Source organism: Methanosarcina subterranea, assembly GCF_055385895.1.
In genome coordinates, this window is sequence record NZ_AP042426.1 from 498,099 (window position 1) to 521,866 (window position 23,768).

Consider the following 23,768-nt stretch of genomic DNA (forward strand, 5'->3'; position numbering starts at 1 on the left):
TTAATTTCAGCTTTCTTTTTTAATTTAGTTTCCTTTTTCAATTCAGTTTCCTTTCTCTGTAGCTGGTTTTCCAGTTTTAATTTCCTGGTTCAGGTGCAGAGTTAGTTTTCTTGGATCTTTTTCCTTTAAGAGAAGAGTTTATTTTCTTCATTTTATTTTCTGAGATGGATGGTTCTTCCTATTCTAGCGGAAGGGTGAAGGTAAATGTACTTCCTTTTCCTACCTCTGAGTCAACCCAGATCTTTCCGCCGTGAAGATCTACGAAATTTCTCACAATATATAAACCAAGGCCGGCTCCACCGTACCCGCGGGCTGCGGAAGAATCAGCCTGAGTAAAGGGCATAAATATTTTTTCGTAGCTCTCCTTTGAAATCCCTATTCCATTATCCGAAACCTTAATTTCAAGATCCCCGTCTTTTTTGCAGGCACTGATAATTACTTTTCCTCTCGCTGGAGTAAACTTTATGGCGTTGCTGACCAGGTTGTACAGGATCTGCCGGAATTTTGTAATATCAGCCTTAACATTCCCTACGGATGAGTCTATGTTCAGTTCAACAGTAATTTTCTTAACCGAAGCAGGTGACAGGAGGCTCACTCTCACCTCTCCTATGAGGCTTGCAACGTCCACATCCTCGTACTTGAGGGTCGTTTCACCAGCTTCAAGTCTTGAGATGTCAAGCAGGTTATTAATAATTTCAAGCAGGTTTTTCCCGCTTATCAGGATATTGTTAACATACTTTGATTGTTTTGTATTCATGGGCCCAAAAGCTCCTTCCATCAACAGGTCAGAGAAGCCTATTACTGAATTAAGGGGAGTTCGAAGCTCATGGCTCATATTCATTATGAAACTGTTCTTTACCCTGTTTGTGGCTTCAGCATCTTTTTTTGCTTTGAGAAGGGTTGTTTCAAGCTCTTTTTGTCCATTTACATCGCATGTGTTCACCAGATATTCCCATTTGTCTTTTCTTTTAAAGAGAACGCCCCTCTTCTCCACGAGCTCAAGAAGTGTGCTGCCCGATAATCCTCCAAGCGGGAAACTATAGAGAAAAGTGAGGTTTCTTCTACTATCCTGATCAATTTCTTCAAGGTTTTTTTCTAATCTTTCAAGGAAGGGCTTGAAGGAGCTCCCAGCTGTATTAAAATCGAGATTTATTCTGAATCCAGAAAATCCTTCGGAAATGGCTTTTCCACCCCTCCCCTCCATGAGTTCTTTTAATGCTGATTCAAACAGGAGGATACTTTCTGAAAGTGTGCCTACCGGCATAATCTCTAACTGGGATGAAGTGATATATTTCCCAACATCCAATCCTGTTTTCTCAAGTTCACTCTTTGCTCTTTCGGCTGCCAGCGAATCCGGGACGATCCAGATGCAATGCTCTTCCCTGTCAATTCCCTGCTTAAAATAGGCAACAAGTAGTTCTGTCAGTTCTTCGGTATTGTCGTATACGGCAGAGAGCTGGGAGCTCTGTGGAATGCTTGAAAAGAGTTCGGGGTGTTCGTCAGTATTTTTTATCAAATTTTTTCCCCCTCCATGTGTTTACAATAAGCGCATTCTCAGCGCGCAGTCCGGTTTTAATGGGGCATGAAGCAGAGGCTGTGGAGGTATATAGGATAACTTCTATTGCTCTAAATCCCGTTTAAAGTGTTTGGTAAATGTTTCTAAATTCAGGGCAACATTTAATTTCTATCTTTTATTTCTTCTTAACTTTCTACATTTCATACTTATGCTTATATTTTCTATCATATAACATCAGCATATATAAGAAATGTGCTAATTTATAATGTTTTAAAGTTAGTTCAGCTTCTACACTTCTATCACAGCAGAATATCCGAAGGAACCTTCCCATTTCTTGTAATGGTCTATTATATATTTGTAAACCAATATCTATTGGTTTTTATAGAAAACGCACATGATATTCTTTGAATAACATGCACAACTAAATGAAAGTACTTTACCCCACTTTTTTGGCTATTGAATTCCTTATTACTTTGGGCAGTAAGGTTGTCCTAATTTTGGTTTTTCAAAACCGTCAGAAAACTAATCAGTGAATTGCCATCGAAGGCTCAAGTGTGACTTTGATCACGGATGCTAAATTGGCCTTTGAGGCAATTCCACTGCCCAAATAAATTGGGTGATATTATTTGATGATTGAAGTCATAAACAAAGCTTGTGGTTTAGACATTCACAAACTCTTTTTCATTGCTACAATTCTCAGTAGATCTGGTGAAAAACAACAGCAGCGTTTCGACAGAGATGATGAGGGAATTTTAGCCCTTAAAAATTGGGTAATATCAGAAAAATGTAATGTTGTTGCATGTGAATCAACAAGTGACTTTTGGGTTCCTGTCCATGATTCTTTGATAAAGCATCTACCGGTGATAGTTGGAAATGCGCGAGATATGAAGGTATTTACACATAAAAAAACAGATAAGATTGATTCAGAAGTCATTGCACAACTTGCACTTAATAATATGATTCAGCCATCAAGAGTTTTTCCAAAGGATCATAGAGATTTTAGATCATATGTTCGACTTCGGTTAACACTTGTACAAAAAAGAACAGATCTAAAAAATAAAGCTCACTCAATTCTTGCATCTGAAATGTTAAACCTGAAGAATGTGCTGACAGACATTTTCGGCAAGAATGGCAGAATGATCTTATCAGGAATCTCTTCAGGTAAGACTGTTGACCAGATTATCGCAAGTCTTTCTCCAAATGTTCGTAAAAAAAGTGATCAAATCAGAGAAATTCTTGAGCGAGAAATCTCTCAAAGTGCTGCATTCAGACTTCAGATCTGTCTAAAACTCATAAAAAGTCTTGATGATGAGATCGAAGCTTTAGAAAAAGAAATTTTCAATTATGCTTATAGAAATCATAAGCGAGAAATGGAGATTTTAATGTCAGTTCCAGGTATAGGAGAACTTGGTGCGGCAATTCTACTTGCTGAAATAGGCAATTTCAAGGATTTTTCTTCTGGAGATAAGCTTGCTTCTTGGCTTGGTCTGGTTCCTAATGTGTATCAATCTGCAGATAAATACCACAACGGAAGAATCACAAAGAGAGGATCAAAGAGAGCAAGATGGATTCTGACGCAGATTGCTCAAGCAGCGGCAAGAAAGAATAACAGTAAGTTAAAAGAGTTTTTTAACAGGAAAAAGAAGTCAATTGGACATGCAAAGGCAATTATTGCCTTGGCAAGGAAAATTGCAACGATAATATGGCATCTTATTACGAATGATGAGATGTACGAAGATGAAACTGGATATAAAAAAAGGGAAATTCAAAAGAGAAAGATTGTTGAGACCGAGATATTCTCAGTTGATGAACGAATAAAAATAATTAGTGAAATATTTGCAATAACGCGAAAAGAGGATGAAGAGAGCATGTGAGGAAGATATCCTCATGTACTTTCATGCTAAATTAATAATCATCGGATTGTTTGAAGGTAAAGCCTCCTTAAGAGGTAAAAGAGCTTTAACATTTTCATGCCTGCTTGAAGCTTCAGGTAGAGTTTAAGCAGCCCGGATTTTTTTGAATGGGAGGTCGTATGCTGAAGGTAAGGCAAGCTATCGGTATATCCCTTGGAAGTATAGCGAGTGCAAAGCTTCGCTCAGGTCTGACAACTCTTGGTATTATCATAGGGATTGCTGCAGTGGTTGCAAACGTCTCCCTTGGGGAAAGTTTCAATGTTTTTTTTGAAGAGGAAATTAATGCCCAGGGTTCTAACTTTATTATTGTTTACAGCCAGGAACCTAACCTTTTTTACAACAATGAGCTTCAATTAATAGAAAAAACTCCCGGGATCAGCGGAGTTTCTCCAATAAAACAGCAACTAGGGGAGGTAACCTACTTCTCTCAAACAAAAAATATTGACATTGCAGGGGTAACCGGGGACTATGAGAATACCGCTAACATTATTATGGAAAGTGGCAGTTTCATAAGCGACCAGGATGCTTTTTCCGCAGCCATCGGATCTAAGGTTGCAAATGAGAAATTCGACAGGAACATTTCTTCCCGCAGTTCAATAGATATTACCCTGCGCCTGGAAGGAGGCAGGACAGTAACCCGAACGTTCAAGGTTAAAGGCATCATTGAAAGCCTGAACACTTCGTTTGTCGGAGGGGGAATCGATAGAGACGTGACCATCTTTATCCCTGTTTCAACCATCAACCAGATGCTTGAAGAAGATGATTTTTCAGCCTTTTTTGCCATGTCTGACAACATTGAGGATGTGGTAGAAACCTCGGACGAAGTGGACAAGCGGCTTGCCCGGAACTTTGGAGTCTCTTCAAGGGATCTTGATGATGAGGACTCAAAACCCTACCGCATTTTTAATCAGGCAGATGTCCTTGAGCAGACAAACCAGCTTGCTGATACTCTGAGGAATTTCCTTGTTGCAGTGGCCCTCATCTCCCTGCTTGTAGGCTCGATAGGAATAATGAATATAATGCTTGTTACAGTTACTGAGCGCACCAGGGAAATAGGGATCATGAAGGCACTTGGCTTTTCAGGTACTGATATCCTTATTCTCTTTATTATCGAGTCTATTATTCTCAGCCTGTTTGGAGGGCTTCTGGGATTAGCGGTTGGAATTGTGGGGGCCTATGCCATCACAACTGCTCTTGATTTGCCATTCCTGTACCCTCATTATGTTTTCGAGGTCGGAATTCTCGTCGCAGTTATTGTAGGGGTTGCTGCAGGGGTTTATCCGGCAAACAAAGCAGCAAAACTGGCTCCTGTGGATGCACTGAGGCATGAGTAAAAAGGAGGGTAGGGAGTTTGAGTTTTATAGTCCATAAGTTTTCTTTTTCTTTATTTCTTTTCTCCCATTTTGTCTTGTTTCAGGGTTAGTATTTTTTTCTCAAACATTTTATGCTCTCATTTATGCAGGCATTTATATTCGGTGCAATTATATCTTAGTCTATATCACAGCATAAACCGGAACGCTAATTAAAGATCGGAGGAATACTTCTACAATAACGGATTTACAAAGCAAATTTCTTAATTTATCCTTCCCGGTTCGTAAAGGACATTATGTAATGTAAACCCAGATTTTTGTTTATATAGCATTGTGGAGGTAAAGGGTGGAAACCGGAGAAAAAATAGCCATTGGTGCCAGGAATTTCCTTTATCCTATGCCCACTATTCTTGTGGGTGCCGATGTGAATGGAAAGCCAAACTACCTGACAGTTGCTTTTTGCGGAATTGTGCAGGCAAGTCCTCCAATGATCGCAGTTACCCTGGGCAAAATGCACTATACAAATGAAGGAATTAAAGAAAACAATTGCTTCAGCGTGAATATTCCTTCTAGAGATATGGTTGAGGCTACGGATTACTGCGGCATAGTTTCCGGAAAAAAAGTAGACAAATCCGACATCTTCAAAACTTTCTACGGAAAGCTCGAAAAAGCTCCCATGATCCGGAAGTGCCCTGTAAACCTTGAGTGCAGGCTGGTGGACACTCTTGATTTCGGAGGGACTAATGAAGTTTTTATTGGCGAGATTGTGGAAAGCTATGCAGAAGAACAATACCTTTGTAACGGAGTTCCTGATATAGAAAAGGTCAAACCTATCGTTTTTTCAATGTACGACAATAACTACTGGGGAATCGGAGAACATCTGGGTAAAGCATGGTGTGCGGGAAAAAAATTCCGCGAAAACATTAATGAAGACAGAAACGAAACTGATAGGTAGAAGGATGGCTCTCTTTGCAGATGTCGATAAACGGTCTTGAGGCCTGCTTCAGGTTGTTTTGAGCCTTCTTTTTTTCAGCTCATCACATTTAGTTTTTATGGAATACAGGGGGTTGTTGTATGAAAATAACAGTGTTCAGCGGGAGCCATAAAGGCGGGGAAGGAAACACCCTTATTATGGTTGAGGAATTTCTGAAAGGGGCAGAAGAAGCAGGGGCAGAAACTGAAAATATCATTCTTGCCGAGAAAAACATAAGACGTTGCAGGGGAAAATTTGAGTGCTGGCTCAAGACTCCCGGAATATGTACTATCCGTGACGATATGGATGATTTGCTTCCGATGTTTATGGCTTCGGATATCGTAGTCTTTGCATGTCCTGTATATTTTGATAACGTTCCTTCCTTAATGAAAAATTTTATAGAAAGGCTTGCTCCATTCCTTCTACCTCAATTTGAAGAGGACGGAATGGGCGAGTACAGGCACGTTAAACGTTACGAGACGTATCCGAAATTCGTTGTGGTTTCAAACGCCGGGCTGCCAGGACAGACAAATTTCGATGTAGCACGCCTTTTTTTCAGGCGGCTGGCAAGAACTTTTCATACCGAACTGATTGCAGAAATCTACAGGGGAGAAGGGGAAATTTTCAGGGGCACAAATAATATTATGTTAAAGCCTCTGATCGGAAAATACAAAAAGCTGCTCAGGTCCGCTGGCAAAGAAATCGTCGAAAATCAGGCGCTTTCAGAAAAAACAATTAAAGACCTTGAGAAACCAATTGTGCCTCCGAGCCTGTACATAAAATTCGGAAACGAAGAATGGGATCGGCTAATTAAAGAATATCAAAAAGGAGAAAAATAAAATAGAGTATTCTTTTCCCTTCTGGATTCTTTAGTAGTCTGCAGTAGCTGAACTCTGCTGATACTAACTAAACAAAATGCTGAAATTAAATAAGAATAAAGAGCCTGGAGCAGACTCTCATGAAATAGACTCTCATATTACTCGTTTTTCAGGCTGCCTTCAATGAGGTCTTCCAGGTTGTGCTCCATGTAAGGTGCATTACTTCTGTTTATCAGTTCCTGGCAAACTTCAACTGGCTTTCCATCCATTACAAGGGCTCCATTTTCTATCAATGCAGCCCGATGGGCAACTTCCCGGACAAAGTCCATGTGGTGGCTCACAAGTACGATGGTAGTGCCGAAACGTTCATTGATCCTTTTTAATGAGTTTGTCACATCCCTGAGGGTTACAGGGTCAAGGTCTCCGAAAGGCTCATCAAGCATAAGGTATTCCGGCGAGGTTGCAAGGCTCAGGGCAATAAAAGCTCTAACATGTTCTCCTCCGCTTATCTGGTAGGGGGTTTTGTAAAGTACTTCCATTGGCAGGTCAAGAGCTTCGAAGACCGGCTTTGCATAACTCTCGACATCGGTTACCGGAATTGCAGGGAACAGTTCGAAGTAGATCGTGTCACTGAGGTTCAGCTCCCTGAGTGCGTTAGTCTTTTCCTCTTCAGGCATATCGGGCAAGCGGTAGATAGTATCCAGAGTTTCATCTGAAAGTCCCATTTCCCTGGCTTTGTTTCTCGCATATTCAATTGCACCCTGTTTTTTCATGCTCAGCCTGAAACGTATCTGGTCTCTTACAGTGGAATTCACGGACATTGAGAATTCCTGGTTCATAACGCTCATAATCCGCCTGAGTTCCATGCGTTTTTTGCTATATTCGGTAACATCCACCCAGTCACCATTGCAGAGATACTCAACAGACCCGCTTTTCGGCTTGATCAGTCCTTCAATCAATTTCATAATGGTTGTTTTTCCGGCTCCTGAAGGACCGATAAATGCCAGAATTTCTCCTTTGTAAACATCCAGAGAGAAGTCTTTAATATTGAGGACTTCCCCCATCCGGATAAGGGAATAACGCTTTGAAATCTCCTTTACTTTAATACAGATTTCTTTATTTCCATGTTCTGAGAGTTCTTCTCTGGATTTCATGTCTCTCAGGAAGTTTTTAAGTACCTGGGCAGGTTCTCCATCGGCTGTGACTTTTCCGTTTTCGAGGAAGATAAGCCTGTCTGCAAGATATGCGTGGATTTCAGGAAGGTGAGAGACTACTATAATCGGGATATTCAACCTCTCTTTCAGGCCCTTTATCACATCAAGGACTTCCTGCTTCGTATCCGGCCCCGTCATTGTTACGGGCTCGTCCAGGAGGAGAACTTTCGGTTTTGCAGCAAGCTGTCTTGCCATCACAACCCTTTGCTTTTCCCCGCCGCTCAGGAGATTTGTGGAGTGAAGGGCTTTGTGTTCCAGACCTACAAGCTTCATGTACTCCATTGCCTCAACAAAGAGGTTATCATAATCTTCAGTCTCGTTGTGCGGAATGGCTTCATTACCTACTCTGAGGTAATTCAGTTTCCTTATGATGTTTTCTATTGCAGGCCCGTTCCAGAGCCCAAAATTTCGCTGGAGGTGTATCGCGGTTACGTTTTTCAGGAATTTTTCTCCTTCAATCCCTGAATCAGGGGTTACAGTTTCTCCGTCCACTTCCACAGTCCCCTCCTCGAAGGGTTCAACTCCACGGATAATCCGTAACAGAGTCGATTTTCCGCTTCCGCTTCTACCTGTAATTCCGAGGATCTCCCCGTCCTCCACCGTGAGGTCGATATGGTCCAGTACCCTTATTTTTTCGGAATGTACCTCATAATCTTTTACCAGATTGGAAATTCTAATCATAATCATACCTCTTAGTGTTGATAGCAAATTGACGCTGGGTCCCGAACGGATTTCACAGATTCGATGTCTTTCTTCCTGCAGCATTTGCCTGTTCTCAACAGTTGCATCTCAGATCCGTCCGTATTAGTAGAAGATAATTAAAACAGGAGTCAAGTATTACCTCTGAAACTATTTATTACAATCGGCTGCCTGTAAATTGATGCTGTTTTGTATTCCAGAAATTTGAGTATCAGTATAGTTTCTAAGTGTGAAAACAGTTTCTGAAATAAAATGTTTCGGTATTTATGAATTACAGTAAAATGAAATCCTATATCGATGATTTGTTCGTAGACTTCCTCTCTTACGTTCATTTTTCTGCTGTTTTTGGTTTTTATTCATAAACGTACTCCAGTGTCTGTGGTGGGTCATTTGTTATACCTGATGCACCACGACTGAACTTACGAATATTATCTCCTAATCAGCTAGGAGGACAGAAAATCGATAGAGCTAAAGCTCTTTAAACTAATACTCTGAAAATAAATATAACTAAAATAAAATAAAATAGTGAAATGAATCTTTTTGATTGCTGAAAAGCAGGCAGCACGCCTTGAATTCCTTTGTCAGGAGTTCATCTTTTTATGGCTAATACAATCTCAGCCACTTTTGCAGTAACGTCCTTTACTTCTTCAACAATTGTGCCGGTGACGATCATATCCGCACCTGCAGAAGCACAGAGCTTTGCAGTCTTTGCGTCTCTGATCCCGCCGCCAACAATAAGCTTGTTTTCTCCGAGTACCTGTTTGACAGCCCCTATCATTTCGGGGTTGACAGGTAAATCGGCTCCGGATCCTGCTTCTAGGTAAGTATAGTGCATGCCAAGGTATTTGCCTGCAAGAGCATAGACCGCAGCAATTTCAGGTTTCTTCCTGGGTATCAGTTTTGCATCCCCCACCCAGCCAACAGTGCCGCCGGGTTCGACCACAAGGTATGCCATGGAGATTGGCTCAATCTGGCTTCGGTATACAAGCGGAGCTCCAAGCACCTGGTTTGTAATCACATACCCTATATCTCTGGAATTCAGGAGGCTCATGAAGAATACTGCATCTGCATATCCGCTAAGTCCGGCTGAACTTCCCGGGAAAAGGATGATGGGGACATTTACCTTTTCTTTAATCTTTACTACAGTTTCATCTAATAGGGTTCCCGACGCTCCGGTTGAGCCCCCTATCATGATGGCGTCGGTGCCTCCTTCAACTGCTGCAAGAGCAATTTCGGCGGCTCGCTCAGGCGTCTGGGACGCCGGGTCGATAAGGGTAAGATGAACTTTTCCGTCCTGTTCAATAATTTTCTGGAGGTGTGCTTCCACCTGCAAAAAAGATCATGCTCCCTTGGATTCCTTGGATTTCACACGAAGAGCACCGTAGCCGCATTTTCTGCAGCGAGTTGCCCTTACAGCGTTCCTGGCATTACACTTCATGCAGATCTTTTTGTTTAATAATCTTTCTTCTGCTTCTGGAAAACGAGCCATTTTTGTCACCTGCTATTATTTTTTATTATCAATACGGTATATAGCCCGCTTAAAGGATGTTAAGGCATATAATGTTTTTCATCAAGAAATTACACTACCTGCTGAGTTTGTAACTCTTTTTTTCTCATATATCCTGATTTCTTTTCTATCCTGCAGACTCAAAGTTTATTTATTGGTTCCGTTGTTTATTCCGTATCCCAGGCTGAAGTTATCATCTGCGGAACAGTAGTATTACTCTATTTGACAGGTTACTCTATTTGACAGTAATGATATCATTAATACTGGCAGTTCTGGTAAATGTATTAAATGTATATTGCACTGCCGGATAGCAGGCTGATATTGAGGATTTGTAAAGTTAATAGTGAAACCGTACAGTGTCAAAAATCATTCAGGCTAAGGATAATTTAGGCTAAATGTAATTTAAGTTAAAGGCAATTTAAGTTAAAGGCAATTCATTGGTCATCGGTTAAGGAAAAATCGTTATCACTTGCATTGATTTTCATAAAATTTGTTAAATTATTCATCAAATGCAAAACTGGAATCTGATATCGATTTCAATTTAAACACTAAACATTTGGGTTTGAGTTTTTCCGTCGAAATCGAGATCCGCAGCTCAAAATCCTTAACCGAATACAAATGAAAGGCAATTTAATCTAAAGGATAATCTTAGTCTAAGAGTAATTTTTGGCAAAACATATTAAATCCAGACTATTAAAAACTAAGATTGATTTAAGGTTTAAAGTAGACCCGGGATTAAATTAAATTCCCGATTCCAGTAAGGTGATTTATGTGGCTATTCATCCTATAGAATACCGATACGGTACAGCAGAAATGAAACATGTATGGAGTCAGGAAAACAGACTTGCTAAGATCTTACAGACCGAGGCAGCCCTTGCCCGGGCAGAAGCGGATATGGGACTTATCCCCGCAGAAGCGGCTGAGGTCATCTTCGAATGTGTTACATCAGTAAAGGCTGACAGAGTTGATGAAATCGAAGCCGAGATACATCACGATATGATGGCTGTTGTTGTTGCTATTTCTGAGCAGTGCAGAGATGATGCCGGAAAGTGGGTCCATTTCGGAGCCACTTCAAATGATATCCTTGACACGGCAACAGCTCTACAGATAAAGGACGCAATCGATATTCTTGAAGATAAGCTCAAAATCCTGCTCAAGGTTCTGGTAAACCAGGCGGAAGCCCACAAGAACACCGTTTGCTGCGGAAGGACACATGGGCAGATAGGAGTTCCTACAACCTATGGGCTCCGTTTTGCAATCTGGGCTTCCGAGATTTCAAGACATCTTGACCGCCTTTACGAGCTGACTCCGAGGGCTACCGTAGGTCAGATGACCGGAGCTGTCGGGACTCAGGCAGCCTTTGGAAAATCCGGAATTCTTATCCAGAAACTTACCATGCAGCATCTCGGAATCGGGACTGTGGATGTCTCCAATCAGATTATTCAGAGGGACAGGCACGCCGAGTTTGTTATGTGGATGGCAAATGCGGTCACTACTCTGGACAAGATCGGCATCGAAATCAGGACTCTTCAGCGCAGTGAAATTGCCGAGATTGAAGAAAGCTTCGGGAAAAAGCAGGTAGGTTCATCTACCATGCCTCACAAGCGCAACCCTATAAAGTCCGAGCAGATATGCGGGCTTGCACGAATAGTAAGGGCAATGATTGAACCTGAACTTCTTAATAATACCCTCTGGGACGAGCGAGATCTTACAAATTCTTCCTGTGAGAGAGTTGTTTTCCCGGAAGCCTGTGTGCTTACGGACCATATCTTTAAACTTGGGATAAGTGTGCTTGAAAATCTCAGGTTCTATCCCGAAAATATCCGCAGGAACCTGGATCTATTGAGAGGTCTGAATATGGGCGAAGCTGTAATGATAGAACTTGCAAAAAGAGGCGTAGGCAGACAGGAAGCTCATGAACTCGTCAGGACTGCAGCGATGAGATCCCATGATACAGGGCAGCATTTCAAACAGGTTCTTCTGGATACTCCTTCTGTTTCAAGGTACTTGAGTGCAGAAGATATTGAGAACCTTGTAAACCCTGATAAGTATATAGGAACAGCAGTGGAACAGGTCGAAGCGCTTGTTATAAAACTTCGTGAAGCTTATTCCCTTTGACTTCCTCCTCTTTTTTCTTTTTCCTCTCCTTCTATTCCTTCTGAAAATAAAGCATGTGTACTTGAGGTTTTTCACCTGTACTTCCTGATACTATATCTATAAGATCACTTTCTTTTGTGAACAGTGCATATTCACAATCCAAACATAATCTTAAGTAAGGGACCTGTAGAAAAAAACGTAATCATTTTGTAAGGAATAGAAATGTATTAATTACGTTGTACAATTATAGTCAGAGTTAAATATAAATATTTATATCTGATGAATTCTATTCTTATAAGAAGACTTTATCAAAGGTTTCATCCAAATTGGGTGATTGAGGCATCTAAAAAATAGGCGTTGCGTAACTTAAATATCTATTTGGGCTAGATGTGGTAGATGATTTACGGTGTGAAAATGGATTAGATGCCTCATTAACTCCTACGTAGAGGTTGTTTATAAAATTTGTGCTAGTTTTACTTCTTACTCTTTCTAAATGATTCGCCCTCCCATTGCCTATTTTTGCCCTCTTCTTTATTTTCTTCAACTAGACTGTGTTTTATTTAAAATATCAGCCTTAAGGTATTATTCAAATTACAGGCCGTACGGGCCGAACCTGGCTATTTTTTCGATCTGGCTATTTCCTTCTATTTCGTCAGAATCTCTGTATACCTGAACTTAACAGAGAAATGTATAAATCATCTATGAATAATGCTTTTGATGCCCTGACCTGAATAAGCCTGAATAAAAAAGATGCACTTTTTCTAGAGTTATTAAAGCTTTTGAACTTTCGGAAGTCTTAATTCTTTATTCTGTGCGAAATTCACTTCTTCTTCTGAATAAGGTCGCTAATCCAATTTTTATTTTAAAAATTGAATATAAAAGTTTATATATGATGATTATCTATCCCAGTTAACTTTGTTTTATGTGGTATTGAGGCATCTAAAAAACGGCGTTGCGTAACTTAAATATCTATTTGGGCTAGATGTGGTAGATGATTTATGGTGTGAAAGTGGATTAGATGCCTCAATAATCCTTATGATGAGGTTATTTATATAATTTGTGTTTATTCTGCACACAACCGTCCAAAACTTCCTTTTTGCTAAAAGTTACTTCTTATTTTTACTTGGATTCCTTAACTTTTTCTTGCTCCGGAAAGTTTCTTAAATCTTTTATGTAAAAACCTGAGTAATGCTGGACGCACTTTTAAATATATTGGGACAGACTCGCTCCTCGGTATTACTCTCAATAAGATACATTTGCAGTTTCAGATTGCTGTTTTTTCTTTGTCACAGTCACCTGAGTGCCGGTTAAATAACAATCAGGCTCATTTTACTTTTGCGGCTGTGGTGGTTTGAAAACCTCAAGGTTCTCCCAGTTAAATTTGTCGGGCGGACAGGCTCTTATGCATTTCTGGCAGTGTGCGCCTTCGCAGAGGTCGGTACTTATCATAACCCTGTTTTCCTCGTCAATTGTAATGGCTTCATTGGGGCAGACTTTTATGCATTTTCTGCATTCCGGGCAATCAACAACCATGGTCATATAGGTCCCGACTCTTTCGAGCACGTACAGGCCTTCTTCGCCAAGCACGGGAATATCTCTTTCCACGCGCTTATCCACCACAGGGTTACTTATGGGGTCGCCGAGTGACGGGAGCCCTTTCTTTTTAAGATATTTCTTAAACATCTTAAAGGGCATTCCCTCTTCCCAGTATGCAAGCTCAAGAACATAGACGTCCCGGAACTCCGGAGCAGTCGCAAACATTATATGAGTGCCTATTATCTGGTTTGCAATGTCCTGAAGTTCCCACAGTCTTTCTTCCGAAAGAAGGATTTCCCTTGCAACTGCAAGAGAAGTATTTCCGAGCTGGGCAATTTTTCCTGTGGAGTAAGGGATCAAGCCAATTTTCTGGGCTTTTTCCGCGTCCATATACGTGCCGGCAGCGCCTGCCATATATGCCGTGTCAATATCTGTCAATTCGATACCTGCAGCTGCACAGAGAGTAATGTGCCCTGCCCTTATTGCACCAATGGCTTTTCCGGCCTCTTTAAGGTCTCTTTCTGAGAATGTTATTTTGTTCTGGAGATGAATTAGTTCGTCCGGAGTTTTGATTCTTGGAAGTTCAACCAGGCCGTGCCCCAGAGCTTTTTCTATAAGGGCGATAACTCCTGTGCCTGTAATTCCTTTTGCTTTGATCTGTCCTTCTTCAAGAATTTCTCCGGTTTTAGGGTCAACAAGATCTCCAGGATCAGGTTTCATTTCTTCGTTCAATACATAATTCCTCAATGCCCCGTCCTCGAATTCAAAATCCGAAATCGCAAAGGGGGAAGCAAGGGTCCCATGCTTTATCTGCTGCCCTTCAAGAGCCGGCCCTGCAGCTGCCGAGCCTGTATAAATAATATCTTTCACTTTGAGCGCCATCTCGGCATTTGTTCCGTAGTCCGTTGCAATCGAAATCTTATCACTATTAAGCATTCCTGATTTGGTTATAAGAGCAAGGGCATCGGCTCCTACTTCATGTTTTATTGCAGGAGGGACTACAACTTCGCAGTTAAATTCCTCAAGCCCTGAAATTTCGCTGCTGGATATTATTCTTGCATTTCTATTCTGTTCCTGTATATTGTACTTCTTTTTCTTCCGTTCTCCTGCATAAGCCAGATCTTCAATACTGATTCCCTGAAAAATAGATAACTGGATAGGGTTTCCGCAGATTGAAAGTCTGTCAAGTTCTCCGCTTTGCACATCAAGTGTCTGGAGCAGGTTTTTTACCGCATTTACGGAAAGCCCGTGCGCAAGTTCCTGCCCGTAGTGAATTGCGAAGTCCATGTGGTCCATCACATTCGCTCCGGGAAGGGGATTTCTCAATGTTATTACTGTCCTTTTGATTTCCTTTGTATCAAGGTCTACCTTCTGAGCTCGATACCCGCTTGTTCCCAGGTCAATTGCAACTCCATATCTCATATAAACTCCCCTCATTTTTTTATTTTTCCGGGTGTTTTGACATACTGCAAGCCGTTTGAAATTTCATGTATCTATTTTATGTATTTACTACTTTGAAAAACGACATATAAATAAATAAGGCGTTTTATTCATTGTTATATATATTTTGAAGTCTGATGGATTTCCTCCTCCTTCTTTTTCTGGCTTTTAAAAATCATTTTTAACATAAACTTTGTAAAAAAAGTCTCATATCTGCTGGTTTTTCCCGGATGCATTGTCCTCAAGGAATATTTCACTGATATTGTTTTTTTCTTCTTTTCAGGCCTATACTGTGTTTTTTGCAGGAGATCTAAAATGCACATCGGGAGGGATAGTTTTATAAGTGACAAATGTCTTTGTATAGCTGATGAGCTAGTCCGGGTAGCCCGGCGTTACCTGTAACCCGAAATCGCCGATATGCGGGGGACGAAGCCAAAGGAAGATGCGTCAAAGAGATCCCAGCCTGGAATCTCAACTGAGAAGCCCCGTCCTGCTTGGATGGTGCAGGTATGCGGACTTGCTGGAAAACAGGTTCTCATACCCTAACCGCGGAAACCGGTCGAGGCCCGGAAGGGAGCAGACTTACCGTGGGCAACCGTCGCTTGCGGGGTTGCGGGGTGGAGAAGAGATACCAGTCTACTGGAGTCTCCGAGATACAACGACCTGCGGTGTGCTCATCACTAAGCACATTATTAAATTTCTTTCCCAAACCTGGTTTTATATTATAATTGCAATCTTCTGGGCGAATTTCTTTGAAGTTTTTCTCCGGAAAAGGTTAAATATATGAAATGCATTTTAGGGGACGCGTTTCTAAAGTTCGATATGACGAGATAGCCAAGCCCGGTATGGCGCGGGATTGCTAATCCCGTGATGCCCTGCATCCCGGGGGTTCGAGTCCCCCTCTCGTCGTTTCTTTTTTTCTAAGATCTTTCTCTTCGTATTATCTTTTGTTTTTATCCCTATTTTTTCATAACTCTTCTGTATGTAAATCTTATATAAGATCTCGTCTTATACCCTGTAAGTAAAAGTTCCGTTTATGTCTCCTGATCATTCTCATAATTCAAGGGGTTTAAGGCTTTAACGTACAGAAATGAATCGAGTTAGAACAATGAAACGGATATCATCAGGAATACCTGAACTTGACGAAAGGATTGGCGGCGGATACCTGGCAGGCAGAGTTCTTCTTATCACCGGGGATACAGGAACTGGCAAGACTACTTTCACCATTCATTTTCTGCACAGGGCATGTCTTGATGGAAAAAAATGCGTCCTGGTCGCAACAGAAGAACTTCCAGAGGATATTCTTGATCTATCTGAAATGCTTGGCCTCGGGCTTACTAAATATTTTGAAAACGGCCAGCTTGCAATTGAGAGGTCTTTTCAAAGTCGTTCAGAGAAAGTTCAGACTTCCAAATTCGGGTTTACCCCTGAAGGTCTGGAAATTGAGCTGCCTACACTTTCAGAGTATGTGCCTGAAGGAACCGATATCGTAGTCATTGATAATATCGGAGTTTTTATTCTCAGGCTTTCTATTCAGGACTTCCGGGATCAGTTTGATGCCCTGAACTTTATCCTGAGTACAAGGGGAGACTGCACAGCAATGTTTGTCATGGACGATACTGCGTTCAAGATGACTCATAACCTTGCTGAATACTCAGTGAGCGGCTCCCTTCGGCTTATGGTGGACGAAAATCCGTATACCGGAAATATCGAACGTTATATAAGAATTCCTAAAATGCGAAGGACATGCCTCAGTCTGAATCCGATAAGGTTTGAAATAACTTCGTCAGGTATTAAGCTCCTTTAAACAATCTACATTTTCTCTAATTTCATTGTTTTTTCCTTTTTTTCTCTTTCACTTTTTCTGCTTTTTTATCTTTTCTTGTTCATTTTTCACTACTTTTTTGTCTATTTTTATTTTCTCTTATTTCTTTTTCATCATTTTGATTTCCTATCCTTTTTATATATCCATTTTTGTGTTTCAAGCTGTAAACAATTACTAAACAATCACTTACTAAATTATTTAATTATATTTTCTAATAACTTCACAAAAATAATTTTGATTATATATAACTGATTAATGGAAAGATTAATACTATTGAACTACATTTCTTATTTGAGTAAAAAATCAATACTCCATTTATTTACTTTTATTTCTCTAAATTAGGCGAAATAATGCTTTGTCGAAATATATAAAAGTATTAGTAATATTACTATTAATATTAAAAAGTTATTAACTCTTATACACAAAGATTATAATTAACTTAGTTAATTATTTACTATTGACAACTCCTTTGTGAGGGGAAAAATCCTTGGTGGGGTGGGCTTCTATGGTTTCCAAAAACGAGAAATCTCCGGATGACTCCGAAAAACCAGACCTGAATATGCGTAAAGGTGAGGGAAAGTATATTCTGGCAGGGAAATCCTGTCTTCTACAGGTGCCTGTCAAAAGGACTTCTTATGAAGATGCTCCAAATATAGCTAACACTAACAGCCTTGAAGTTGATAACGACAACAGGGATATGGTAAATATTCTTCAGGAAGCTTCAGGAACTGATATTACAGGGAATGAAAGTACAGAAAGCGAGGATACTGGCCTTCCTGACATGAAAATTAAGATTGAAAGCAGGAAAACCAAACCTGTACTCGAAACCGTTAAGTTTACTAGTTTTTCTCCAGAAACTGAGGACGAGGAAGACATGGTAAATAAATGCGTATCGGAAACTCCTCTGTTTGTAGGTGAATCTGAAATTCAAAAAACCATCTCTCTTGAAAAAAGTTCGAGTCTTGAATTGAAAACTTCCGTTTCTGCAGAAGTTACTCTAGAATCAAAACCCACTATTTCTACAGAAGTGGCTCCTGAAAAGAAAGTTGAACTTATCCTCGAAACTGAAAACAAAGGTATTTTCCCCCCTGCAGCCGGGTCTAACAGTGAGGAAATTACAGGTCATAAAGATGGAGCTGAAGAACTAAAGGGCTCTCAGAAGACAAGAGAAGATAAAAAAGTAAGAACTTCAGGTAAAATTAAAAAAGCTCCCCAAAAAGCGAAAATTAAGAAAAATCCCGGATTCTTAGAGAATATGAAGGATTTGAGTCGCGATATAGCTGGGGTCAAAGAAGGCGAAAAATTAAGTGACAAGCTTAAAGAGTTCTTCAATGAAGTAAAAACCCCTGAAGGAGCAAAAAAGAAGTTCACAGAAATCGTCCGGAGTCTGAAGGATGAGGAGATCCGCATTCTTCCCCCCTATGATCCTGAAACCTGTGGTCCTCTTCTTGAGTATGAAATTCCTGCAGGATTCACTGAAATTGAACGTTACTGGGTAGAAGAGCCTTACGCCTTTATCAGCATAATTGAAAATATGGAGATGAAACATTATTATGCTGTTGAACCGACTCTCACTACTTATGAAAAAGCTGTTCTTGAGAGGGTCCGGGACAATCTGGAAGATGTCCTTACCCAGGAAGATATTACATCGGGGCAGGAGAAAGACATCATTCTCATTAATAGAGGCATGAGGCTTTTAGATCAGTATTACAGTACCCTGGAAGTTTCCTCAATTCACAAAATAATGTATTTCCTCAGGAGAAATTTCATCGGGTACGAAAGGATAAACCCGCTTGTTCTGGACCCGAATATCGAAGATATTTCCTGTTCAGGTATTGAGATTCCTATTTATCTCTACCACAGAAAACACAACAACATCGAGACAAACATTCATTTTGGGGAAAAAGAACTGGACTCTCTAGTTGTCAAGCTTTGCCAGAGGAGCGGCAAGCACATCTCTATAGGAGAACCGATTGTAGACGCAACTCTCCCTGACGGTTCAAGGATGCAGGCAACCTTTGGAAAAGAAATCACAACAAGGGGCAGTTCCTTCACTATCCGTAAATTCAAAGGAGATCCCATAACCCCGATTGATCTTATCAGGTATGGGACATGCAGCATCGAGATGATGGCTTACTACTGGATTGCCATTGAAAACAACATCAGTGTACTTTTGGCAGGAGGTACTGCCTCAGGAAAGACCTCCCTTATGAACTCGATTTCTCTTTTCATTCCAAGGCTGTCAAAGGTAGTGTCCATTGAAGATACCAGGGAAATCATGCTCTATCATGAAAACTGGATCGCAGGAGCAACCAGGAAATCGTTCACTGTAGGTGGTACCGGAGAGGTGTCAATGTACGAACTCCTGAAAGCAGCCCTCAGGCAACGCCCGGAATATATCATTGTGGGTGAGGTCCGAGGAAAGGAGGCTCTTACTCTTTTCCAGGCAATGTCGACAGGGCACACTACCTATTCAACAATGCATGCGAGCGATGTGCAAACGGTGGTTAACAGGCTTGAAAACGAACCAATCAATGTCCCACACGTAATGATGCAGGCACTTGGAATCATCAGTATCCAGATACAGACCTATGTCAATGAGACCAGGGTAAGAAGAACCAATACAATTGTAGAGATTACAGGGCTCGATGCGAGGTCCGGAAGTCTCAGGATCAATGAGTTTTACCGCTGGGAGCCGGTGCATGACAAGTTCAAGCGGGCCGGGGATTCCTATGTGCTCAATGAGATTATGAAAGCAAGAGGCTGGAAACCTGATAAGCTCTTTATTGAATTTAAAAATCGGGAACAGATCCTTGCCTACCTGACAGCAAAACAGATCCGTGATTACGTGAGTGTTTCCTTGATAGTGCATATGTATGCCACAAACCCGCAGCTCGTAATGGAAGCGGTTGGAAATGATACCTTGCGGGATATGGTACTGCACCACAGTTAATGGGGGTATCCATGAACGCTATAAATACCCTGGCATTCAGGATCTTCGGAGAAAAAATCCTTGAGAAAGAGGGACGTTTTTCCCTGTTAAAGATAAAGCTTCGCCAGGCTCATATTCCATTTCCTGTGGAACAGTATGTCTCAACTGCAATATTGTTTTCTTTGCTTGTAGGAGTCTTCGGCGGACTTGCAGGTTTACTTATAGGGGGGAGGATTTTCAGGGGCATCACCCCGGAAAGTATTGTCTCGACGTTTGGCATTTCTTACAGAGTAACCAGGGTAGTTGAGACCCCTACATTTATTGAAGCGCACCTTTCTTTTATTCTAACAGCTATAGGGGGTCTCCTCTTTTTCTCGATGATCGGTGCTCTCACTTACGGGCTTATTATGACATACCCCCCCATGAAAGCTGATAGCAGGAAACGGGCTATCAATGCAGCAATGCCCCATGCAACAGCTTTTCTCTATGTTATGCAAAGGGGCGGGGGCATGACTATCTTTGATAACATGAAGTCGCTTTCGAAGTATTCTCACCTCTACGGGACTGCCTCAAGGGAGTTCGGAAACATTATAAGGGATATAGAATATTTCGGAAAAGACCTTAAGGATGCCTTATGGGATGCAGCCGACAGAACGCCTTCCGAACAGTTCAAAGATCTTGTAGACGGCTTGATTTCAATAGTCTCAAGCGGAGGAGACGTTACCCTTTACCTGAAAAATAAGACTGACGTCTATAAAGCCAATGCCAATAAGGAACAAAAGCGTTTCCTTGAGACTCTCGGGCTCCTGGCAGAGGTTTATATTACTGTATTCGTTGTGGGCCCTCTGTTCCTTATGGTTATCCTCGTGGTCATGAATATGATCGATAATGGGGGACCCACCCAGCTCTATATCCTTGTATACGGAGCAATTCCCTTCGGGACAATGATCTTCCTTGTTTTCCTGGATATGCTTACAGGAGATGCGGAAAAGATGCCTGAGGAGCAAATCTCCGGAATCAAGAAGGATTCTTTCAGTGATGTCAGGGTAAAACCAGTAACAGAAAAAGACGAGGAACTGCTTCAGAAAATGGAGTTCTTTGAAAAGATATCCAGGGTCAAAAGTGTGCTCCTGCACCCTATAAGGACTATGCTTGACAGGCCAGCATATGCTTTTGTAATAAGCACTCCAGTTGCGCTTGGGTACTTTGTTTCTGCTTTCCTGGAACACAGACCGTACTATGGAGGTTTTGTTGACACGGCATCTACCCTTGATGACTATATCTATGTAACCCTTCTTGTCCTTTTCATCCCTTACATCATCTTCCACGAACTCGAAGTTCGGAGGGTCAGGCAAATCGAGGATCAGGTCCCAGAGTTCCTAAAAAGGCTTGCAAGTATCAACGGGACAGGAATTTTGCTTGCCGATGCTATTGCTATCACAGCTCAGTCAAATATGGGTAGACTGAAATCCGAAATAAAATGTACGGTTGCGGACATCCGATGGAATTCAAACCTGGTAGAAGCCCTGAAACGTTTTGAAGCCAGGGTACAGACCAACATGACCCGGCGCAGCCTGAGCCTTATAGCCAAAGCAAGCGAATCCACAGGGGATATTAACCAGATTATCAGCACAGTTGCGGATGATGCAGATATTGAGAAATACCTTAAAAAAGAGCGCTCTGCAGAGATGTTTATCTATGTCTTTATCATCTTCGTGACCTTCGGCGTCTTCCTGATCATAGTATATGTGCTTGCTGCGTTCTTCCTTCCTGCACTTGACGGTTCCAGCAACCCGGCAATGTCCATGGGGGGCTTCGATCTGAAGGAGTATACCCTCCTCTTCTTCCATGCAGCTCTTCTGCAGGGCTTCGGCTCAGGGATGGTTGCAGGAAAAATGGGTTCGGGAAGTATAGCTTCGGGGCTCAAGCAATCCCTTGCAATGATGACGATGTCCTACGTGCTGTTCGTCGTGTTTATCTGAATTTCGGGATTCCAGGCTATCCGTCAGGAAATTTCAAATCTGGAATTCCCATTTCCTTTTTTTAACACGATTTTCCGTACTTCTCATTTTAAGGCTCTGGTTCCCACTATTAGCCGAATTCTCATTTGAAGACTTTACCTCCCTGTGTAAACCCAGAATTCCCGCCAATGCAGTTTCTTTTTAAAGATAAACATCTAATTTTGAGGAAGATGGCAGAAAACACAGCAATGAAGAAAATCTCCCTTTTCGTGCTCATCCTTGCGGTTGTCCTTTCTTCCTTTTATGTCCTGGACTTTAAGGCGGCGCAGAGTGAGACCCGAACTAATTCCGTGATAAGTGCCTACTCCACAGGCGACCCCCAAATTGACTTTCCGGGCAGGATCTACCTCTATGTAGAAGGTGAAGATCCTGTCTTGAAATCCCTCCGGGAAAGCCTTGGAGCTGAACTGGAAAAAGCAGGCATGGAAGTATTAGTTGCAGATGCGGTCGAGGAAAAGTATGATTCTCAAGTCCTCTTCGTGAATATCAGTAAACACGGAGGGATCTATACGCCTGTTTACGCCTCTTCGGACCTGAATATTCTGTTATTCTATACCTCTACGGGAGAAGACACAAAGTATTTTGAACAATTCAAAGAAGGAAATGTAACTGTGGTCTTTGAAAACGCGGGCTCCCAGAAAGGGGAAAAGCTGATACGCGGGGATATGGAATTGCAGGATTCCACAAAAGGGATTGTGTCTTTAAAAGCTTATAGAAAGCATCTGGCTGAAGAAGCTGCGAAGAAAACCGTAGAGCAGCTTCAACAGCAAATCAGCGTTTTTCCTTAAATCCGATTTTAGCTCGGTTTCTAGAACTGCGATTCCAAAGTATATTCACAATCCTGAATTTTGAATAGATCTATAGATCAACGAATTTCCCGCTAAACAAGGAATTTATTTGGAATCGAAGCACTAGTAAGGGAGAGTTACTAATCAGATCTAAAAAACGGACACATTTGTCCTGTTTGGTCAGATATTTATTCTTTAATTTTTCAGGGGCATTATTTCAGCATCTTGCACCAGATATTCATATCCTCAAACCCTCTTCCTATCCTGCAGTTATTCACGAGCCTGCCTGTGTAAGCATAACCCAGGGAGGCAAAGGCTGTGTTTATGCCGTAAGATGAAGCCCTGCAGAGAGTATAGGCGCTCAAGAAATTTCTGGCTGAAAGTTCTTTTTCCAGAGCTACGATAAGCTCTTTCATAAGACCTTTTCCCCTTTCTGAAGGAACTGTCAGGCAGTCGGTTATTTCAGCACTCCCGTTTTCAGGATCCATTTCTGCCGAGGCAAGACTCACGATTTTCCCTTGCTTTTCCACAAGGAGATAAAGGACATTGGAATACATGGTTTTGAGCAGGTAGCTTTCCATGTGAAGGGGAGTGGGGTAAAATTGAAATCCCTGACAGTAAATGCTTGCCATTGTAGAGGCGTCAGCCTGGACTGCGGGCCTGAGCGTGTACTCTTCTGGAAATGGGATTTTCTCTTTCTGTTTTTTCCAGCTTCCATTTCTTCTGGAATCTACTGGTTTTTGTGGGGGTTTTCCGGCCTCTTTGCCCTTTCTCAGGCAATTTTTGACTATCTGTTCTTCTTTTTCCTTATGGAAAGAAATCTCCCTGGAGTTTTGAGGGTAACATGAGAAAACAGGATAACTTGAGAAAATATGGCAGTCTTTTCCGGTGTAATACCCTCTTATGATCCCTTCTTCCATATATCCGCAGGTTTCAGGCCCATGCCTTTTTTCCGGCGGGGTATATACGATTATTTTTCCCAATTCTTCTGCTTTGGCAAGGGCTTCGAGGGTTCCGGAGATTTCTTCAAAAGGCCCGGTAAAATCCATGACTTTTATTCTTCTATTGTAATAATCAAATACAATTTCAGCCCTTGATTCAAGTACCTTCAGCTCTACTTTTTTCCAGTAGTCCGGGAGTTCTTCTTTAGTTTCAAGCGTTAAGGGACTGTTTTTTTCC

General features: G+C 41.5%; 15 protein-coding genes, 1 tRNA gene and 1 other RNA gene. 11 read left to right on the forward strand and 6 right to left on the reverse strand.

The features are described 5' to 3' along the window. Positions 1 to 178: 178 nt before the first annotated feature. On the reverse strand, positions 179 to 1,516 hold the full coding sequence (locus ACZ5A8_RS02150; RefSeq protein WP_464531957.1) for an ATP-binding protein: 1,338 nt from the start codon (positions 1,514 to 1,516) through the stop codon (positions 179 to 181). Between the two features lie 629 nt (positions 1,517 to 2,145). Between ACZ5A8_RS02150 and ACZ5A8_RS02155 the strand changes: the two genes are divergently transcribed. The 4 genes from ACZ5A8_RS02155 to ACZ5A8_RS02170 all read left to right on the forward strand — a co-directional run bounded on the left by ACZ5A8_RS02155 (position 2,146) and on the right by ACZ5A8_RS02170 (position 6,551). After that, positions 2,146 to 3,390 (forward strand): IS110 family RNA-guided transposase, encoded by a 1,245-nt coding sequence (locus ACZ5A8_RS02155; protein WP_464530608.1) that lies wholly within the window; start codon positions 2,146 to 2,148, stop codon positions 3,388 to 3,390. A 158-nt stretch (positions 3,391 to 3,548) separates the two neighbouring features. Continuing rightward, a complete protein-coding gene (locus ACZ5A8_RS02160) occupies positions 3,549 to 4,763 on the forward strand; it encodes an ABC transporter permease (RefSeq protein WP_464533982.1) in 1,215 nt (404 codons plus the stop codon). Positions 4,764 to 5,085: 322 nt separating this feature from the next. After that, a complete protein-coding gene (locus ACZ5A8_RS02165; protein ID WP_229387690.1) occupies positions 5,086 to 5,694 on the forward strand; it encodes a flavin reductase family protein in 609 nt (202 codons plus the stop codon). Between the two features lie 119 nt (positions 5,695 to 5,813). Then, positions 5,814 to 6,551 carry a flavodoxin family protein gene (locus ACZ5A8_RS02170; protein WP_464531959.1) on the forward strand — a complete coding sequence of 246 codons (738 nt, stop codon included), beginning with the start codon at positions 5,814 to 5,816 and terminating at the stop codon, positions 6,549 to 6,551. Between the two features lie 137 nt (positions 6,552 to 6,688). Here the strand turns inward: ACZ5A8_RS02170 and ACZ5A8_RS02175 are convergent, their stop codons facing one another. The 3 genes from ACZ5A8_RS02175 to ACZ5A8_RS02185 all read right to left on the reverse strand — a co-directional run bounded on the left by ACZ5A8_RS02175 (position 6,689) and on the right by ACZ5A8_RS02185 (position 9,932). After that, positions 6,689 to 8,425, reverse strand: coding sequence for an ATP-binding cassette domain-containing protein (locus tag ACZ5A8_RS02175; RefSeq protein WP_464531961.1), 1,737 nt, complete (start codon positions 8,423 to 8,425; stop codon positions 6,689 to 6,691). 607 nt (positions 8,426 to 9,032) lie between these two features. After that, entirely contained in the window at positions 9,033 to 9,776 is a 744-nt protein-coding gene (locus ACZ5A8_RS02180) for a phosphoglycerol geranylgeranyltransferase (protein WP_464531962.1), read from the reverse strand. 6 nt (positions 9,777 to 9,782) lie between these two features. Beyond that, positions 9,783 to 9,932: a 50S ribosomal protein L40e gene (locus ACZ5A8_RS02185; RefSeq protein ID WP_229387697.1), complete on the reverse strand. Its 150-nt coding sequence runs from the start codon at positions 9,930 to 9,932 to the stop codon at positions 9,783 to 9,785. A gap of 789 nt (positions 9,933 to 10,721) precedes the next feature. On the opposite strand from ACZ5A8_RS02185, the gene purB reads away from it, so the two are divergent. Next, positions 10,722 to 12,068 carry an adenylosuccinate lyase gene (gene purB / locus ACZ5A8_RS02190; RefSeq protein ID WP_464531964.1) on the forward strand — a complete coding sequence of 449 codons (1,347 nt, stop codon included), beginning with the start codon at positions 10,722 to 10,724 and terminating at the stop codon, positions 12,066 to 12,068. A 1,308-nt stretch (positions 12,069 to 13,376) separates the two neighbouring features. Here purB and ACZ5A8_RS02195 read toward each other — a convergent pair. Continuing rightward, positions 13,377 to 15,005 (reverse strand): methylamine methyltransferase corrinoid protein reductive activase, encoded by a 1,629-nt coding sequence (locus ACZ5A8_RS02195; RefSeq protein WP_464531965.1) that lies wholly within the window; start codon positions 15,003 to 15,005, stop codon positions 13,377 to 13,379. 383 nt (positions 15,006 to 15,388) lie between these two features. Between ACZ5A8_RS02195 and ffs the strand changes: the two genes are divergently transcribed. From ffs to ACZ5A8_RS02225, 6 genes are all read left to right on the forward strand, one after another. Continuing rightward, positions 15,389 to 15,703: signal recognition particle sRNA (gene ffs, locus ACZ5A8_RS02200), an RNA gene on the forward strand. A gap of 144 nt (positions 15,704 to 15,847) precedes the next feature. Beyond that, positions 15,848 to 15,932 (forward strand) — tRNA-Ser (locus ACZ5A8_RS02205). 199 nt (positions 15,933 to 16,131) lie between these two features. Continuing rightward, positions 16,132 to 16,830, forward strand: coding sequence for an RAD55 family ATPase (locus tag ACZ5A8_RS02210; RefSeq protein ID WP_464531967.1), 699 nt, complete (start codon positions 16,132 to 16,134; stop codon positions 16,828 to 16,830). 1,273 nt (positions 16,831 to 18,103) lie between these two features. Continuing rightward, positions 18,104 to 19,801 carry a type II/IV secretion system ATPase subunit gene (locus ACZ5A8_RS02215; RefSeq protein ID WP_464533984.1) on the forward strand — a complete coding sequence of 566 codons (1,698 nt, stop codon included), beginning with the start codon at positions 18,104 to 18,106 and terminating at the stop codon, positions 19,799 to 19,801. An 11-nt stretch (positions 19,802 to 19,812) separates the two neighbouring features. Continuing rightward, a complete protein-coding gene (locus tag ACZ5A8_RS02220) occupies positions 19,813 to 21,762 on the forward strand; it encodes a type II secretion system F family protein (protein WP_464531968.1) in 1,950 nt (649 codons plus the stop codon). Positions 21,763 to 21,971: 209 nt separating this feature from the next. After that, the gene (locus ACZ5A8_RS02225; RefSeq protein ID WP_464531969.1) at positions 21,972 to 22,589 is read left to right on the forward strand and encodes a hypothetical protein; all 618 of its coding nucleotides are present in this window, start codon (positions 21,972 to 21,974) and stop codon (positions 22,587 to 22,589) included. Between the two features lie 212 nt (positions 22,590 to 22,801). On the opposite strand, the gene ablB is transcribed toward ACZ5A8_RS02225, so the two are convergent. Continuing rightward, on the reverse strand, positions 22,802 to 23,701 hold the full coding sequence (ablB, locus tag ACZ5A8_RS02230) for a putative beta-lysine N-acetyltransferase (protein ID WP_464533985.1): 900 nt from the start codon (positions 23,699 to 23,701) through the stop codon (positions 22,802 to 22,804). Positions 23,702 to 23,768 lie beyond the last annotated feature (67 nt).

What these genes read in the sequence shown, in the direction of transcription:
- ACZ5A8_RS02155 (WP_464530608.1), top strand. Translation starts at nt 2,146, where the DNA reads ATGATTGAAGTCATAAACAAAGCTTGTGGTTTAGACATTCACAAACTC.
- ACZ5A8_RS02160 (WP_464533982.1), top strand. Translation starts at nt 3,549, where the DNA reads ATGCTGAAGGTAAGGCAAGCTATCGGTATATCCCTTGGAAGTATAGCG.
- ACZ5A8_RS02170 (WP_464531959.1), top strand. Translation starts at nt 5,814, where the DNA reads ATGAAAATAACAGTGTTCAGCGGGAGCCATAAAGGCGGGGAAGGAAAC.
- ACZ5A8_RS02175 (WP_464531961.1), bottom strand. Translation starts at nt 8,425, where the DNA reads ATGATTAGAATTTCCAATCTGGTAAAAGATTATGAGGTACATTCCGAA.
- ACZ5A8_RS02185 (WP_229387697.1), bottom strand. Translation starts at nt 9,932, where the DNA reads ATGGCTCGTTTTCCAGAAGCAGAAGAAAGATTATTAAACAAAAAGATC.
- ACZ5A8_RS02195 (WP_464531965.1), bottom strand. Translation starts at nt 15,005, where the DNA reads ATGAGATATGGAGTTGCAATTGACCTGGGAACAAGCGGGTATCGAGCT.
- ACZ5A8_RS02210 (WP_464531967.1), top strand. Translation starts at nt 16,132, where the DNA reads ATGAAACGGATATCATCAGGAATACCTGAACTTGACGAAAGGATTGGC.
- ACZ5A8_RS02215 (WP_464533984.1), top strand. Translation starts at nt 18,104, where the DNA reads ATGAAGGATTTGAGTCGCGATATAGCTGGGGTCAAAGAAGGCGAAAAA.
- ACZ5A8_RS02220 (WP_464531968.1), top strand. Translation starts at nt 19,813, where the DNA reads ATGAACGCTATAAATACCCTGGCATTCAGGATCTTCGGAGAAAAAATC.
- ACZ5A8_RS02225 (WP_464531969.1), top strand. Translation starts at nt 21,972, where the DNA reads ATGGCAGAAAACACAGCAATGAAGAAAATCTCCCTTTTCGTGCTCATC.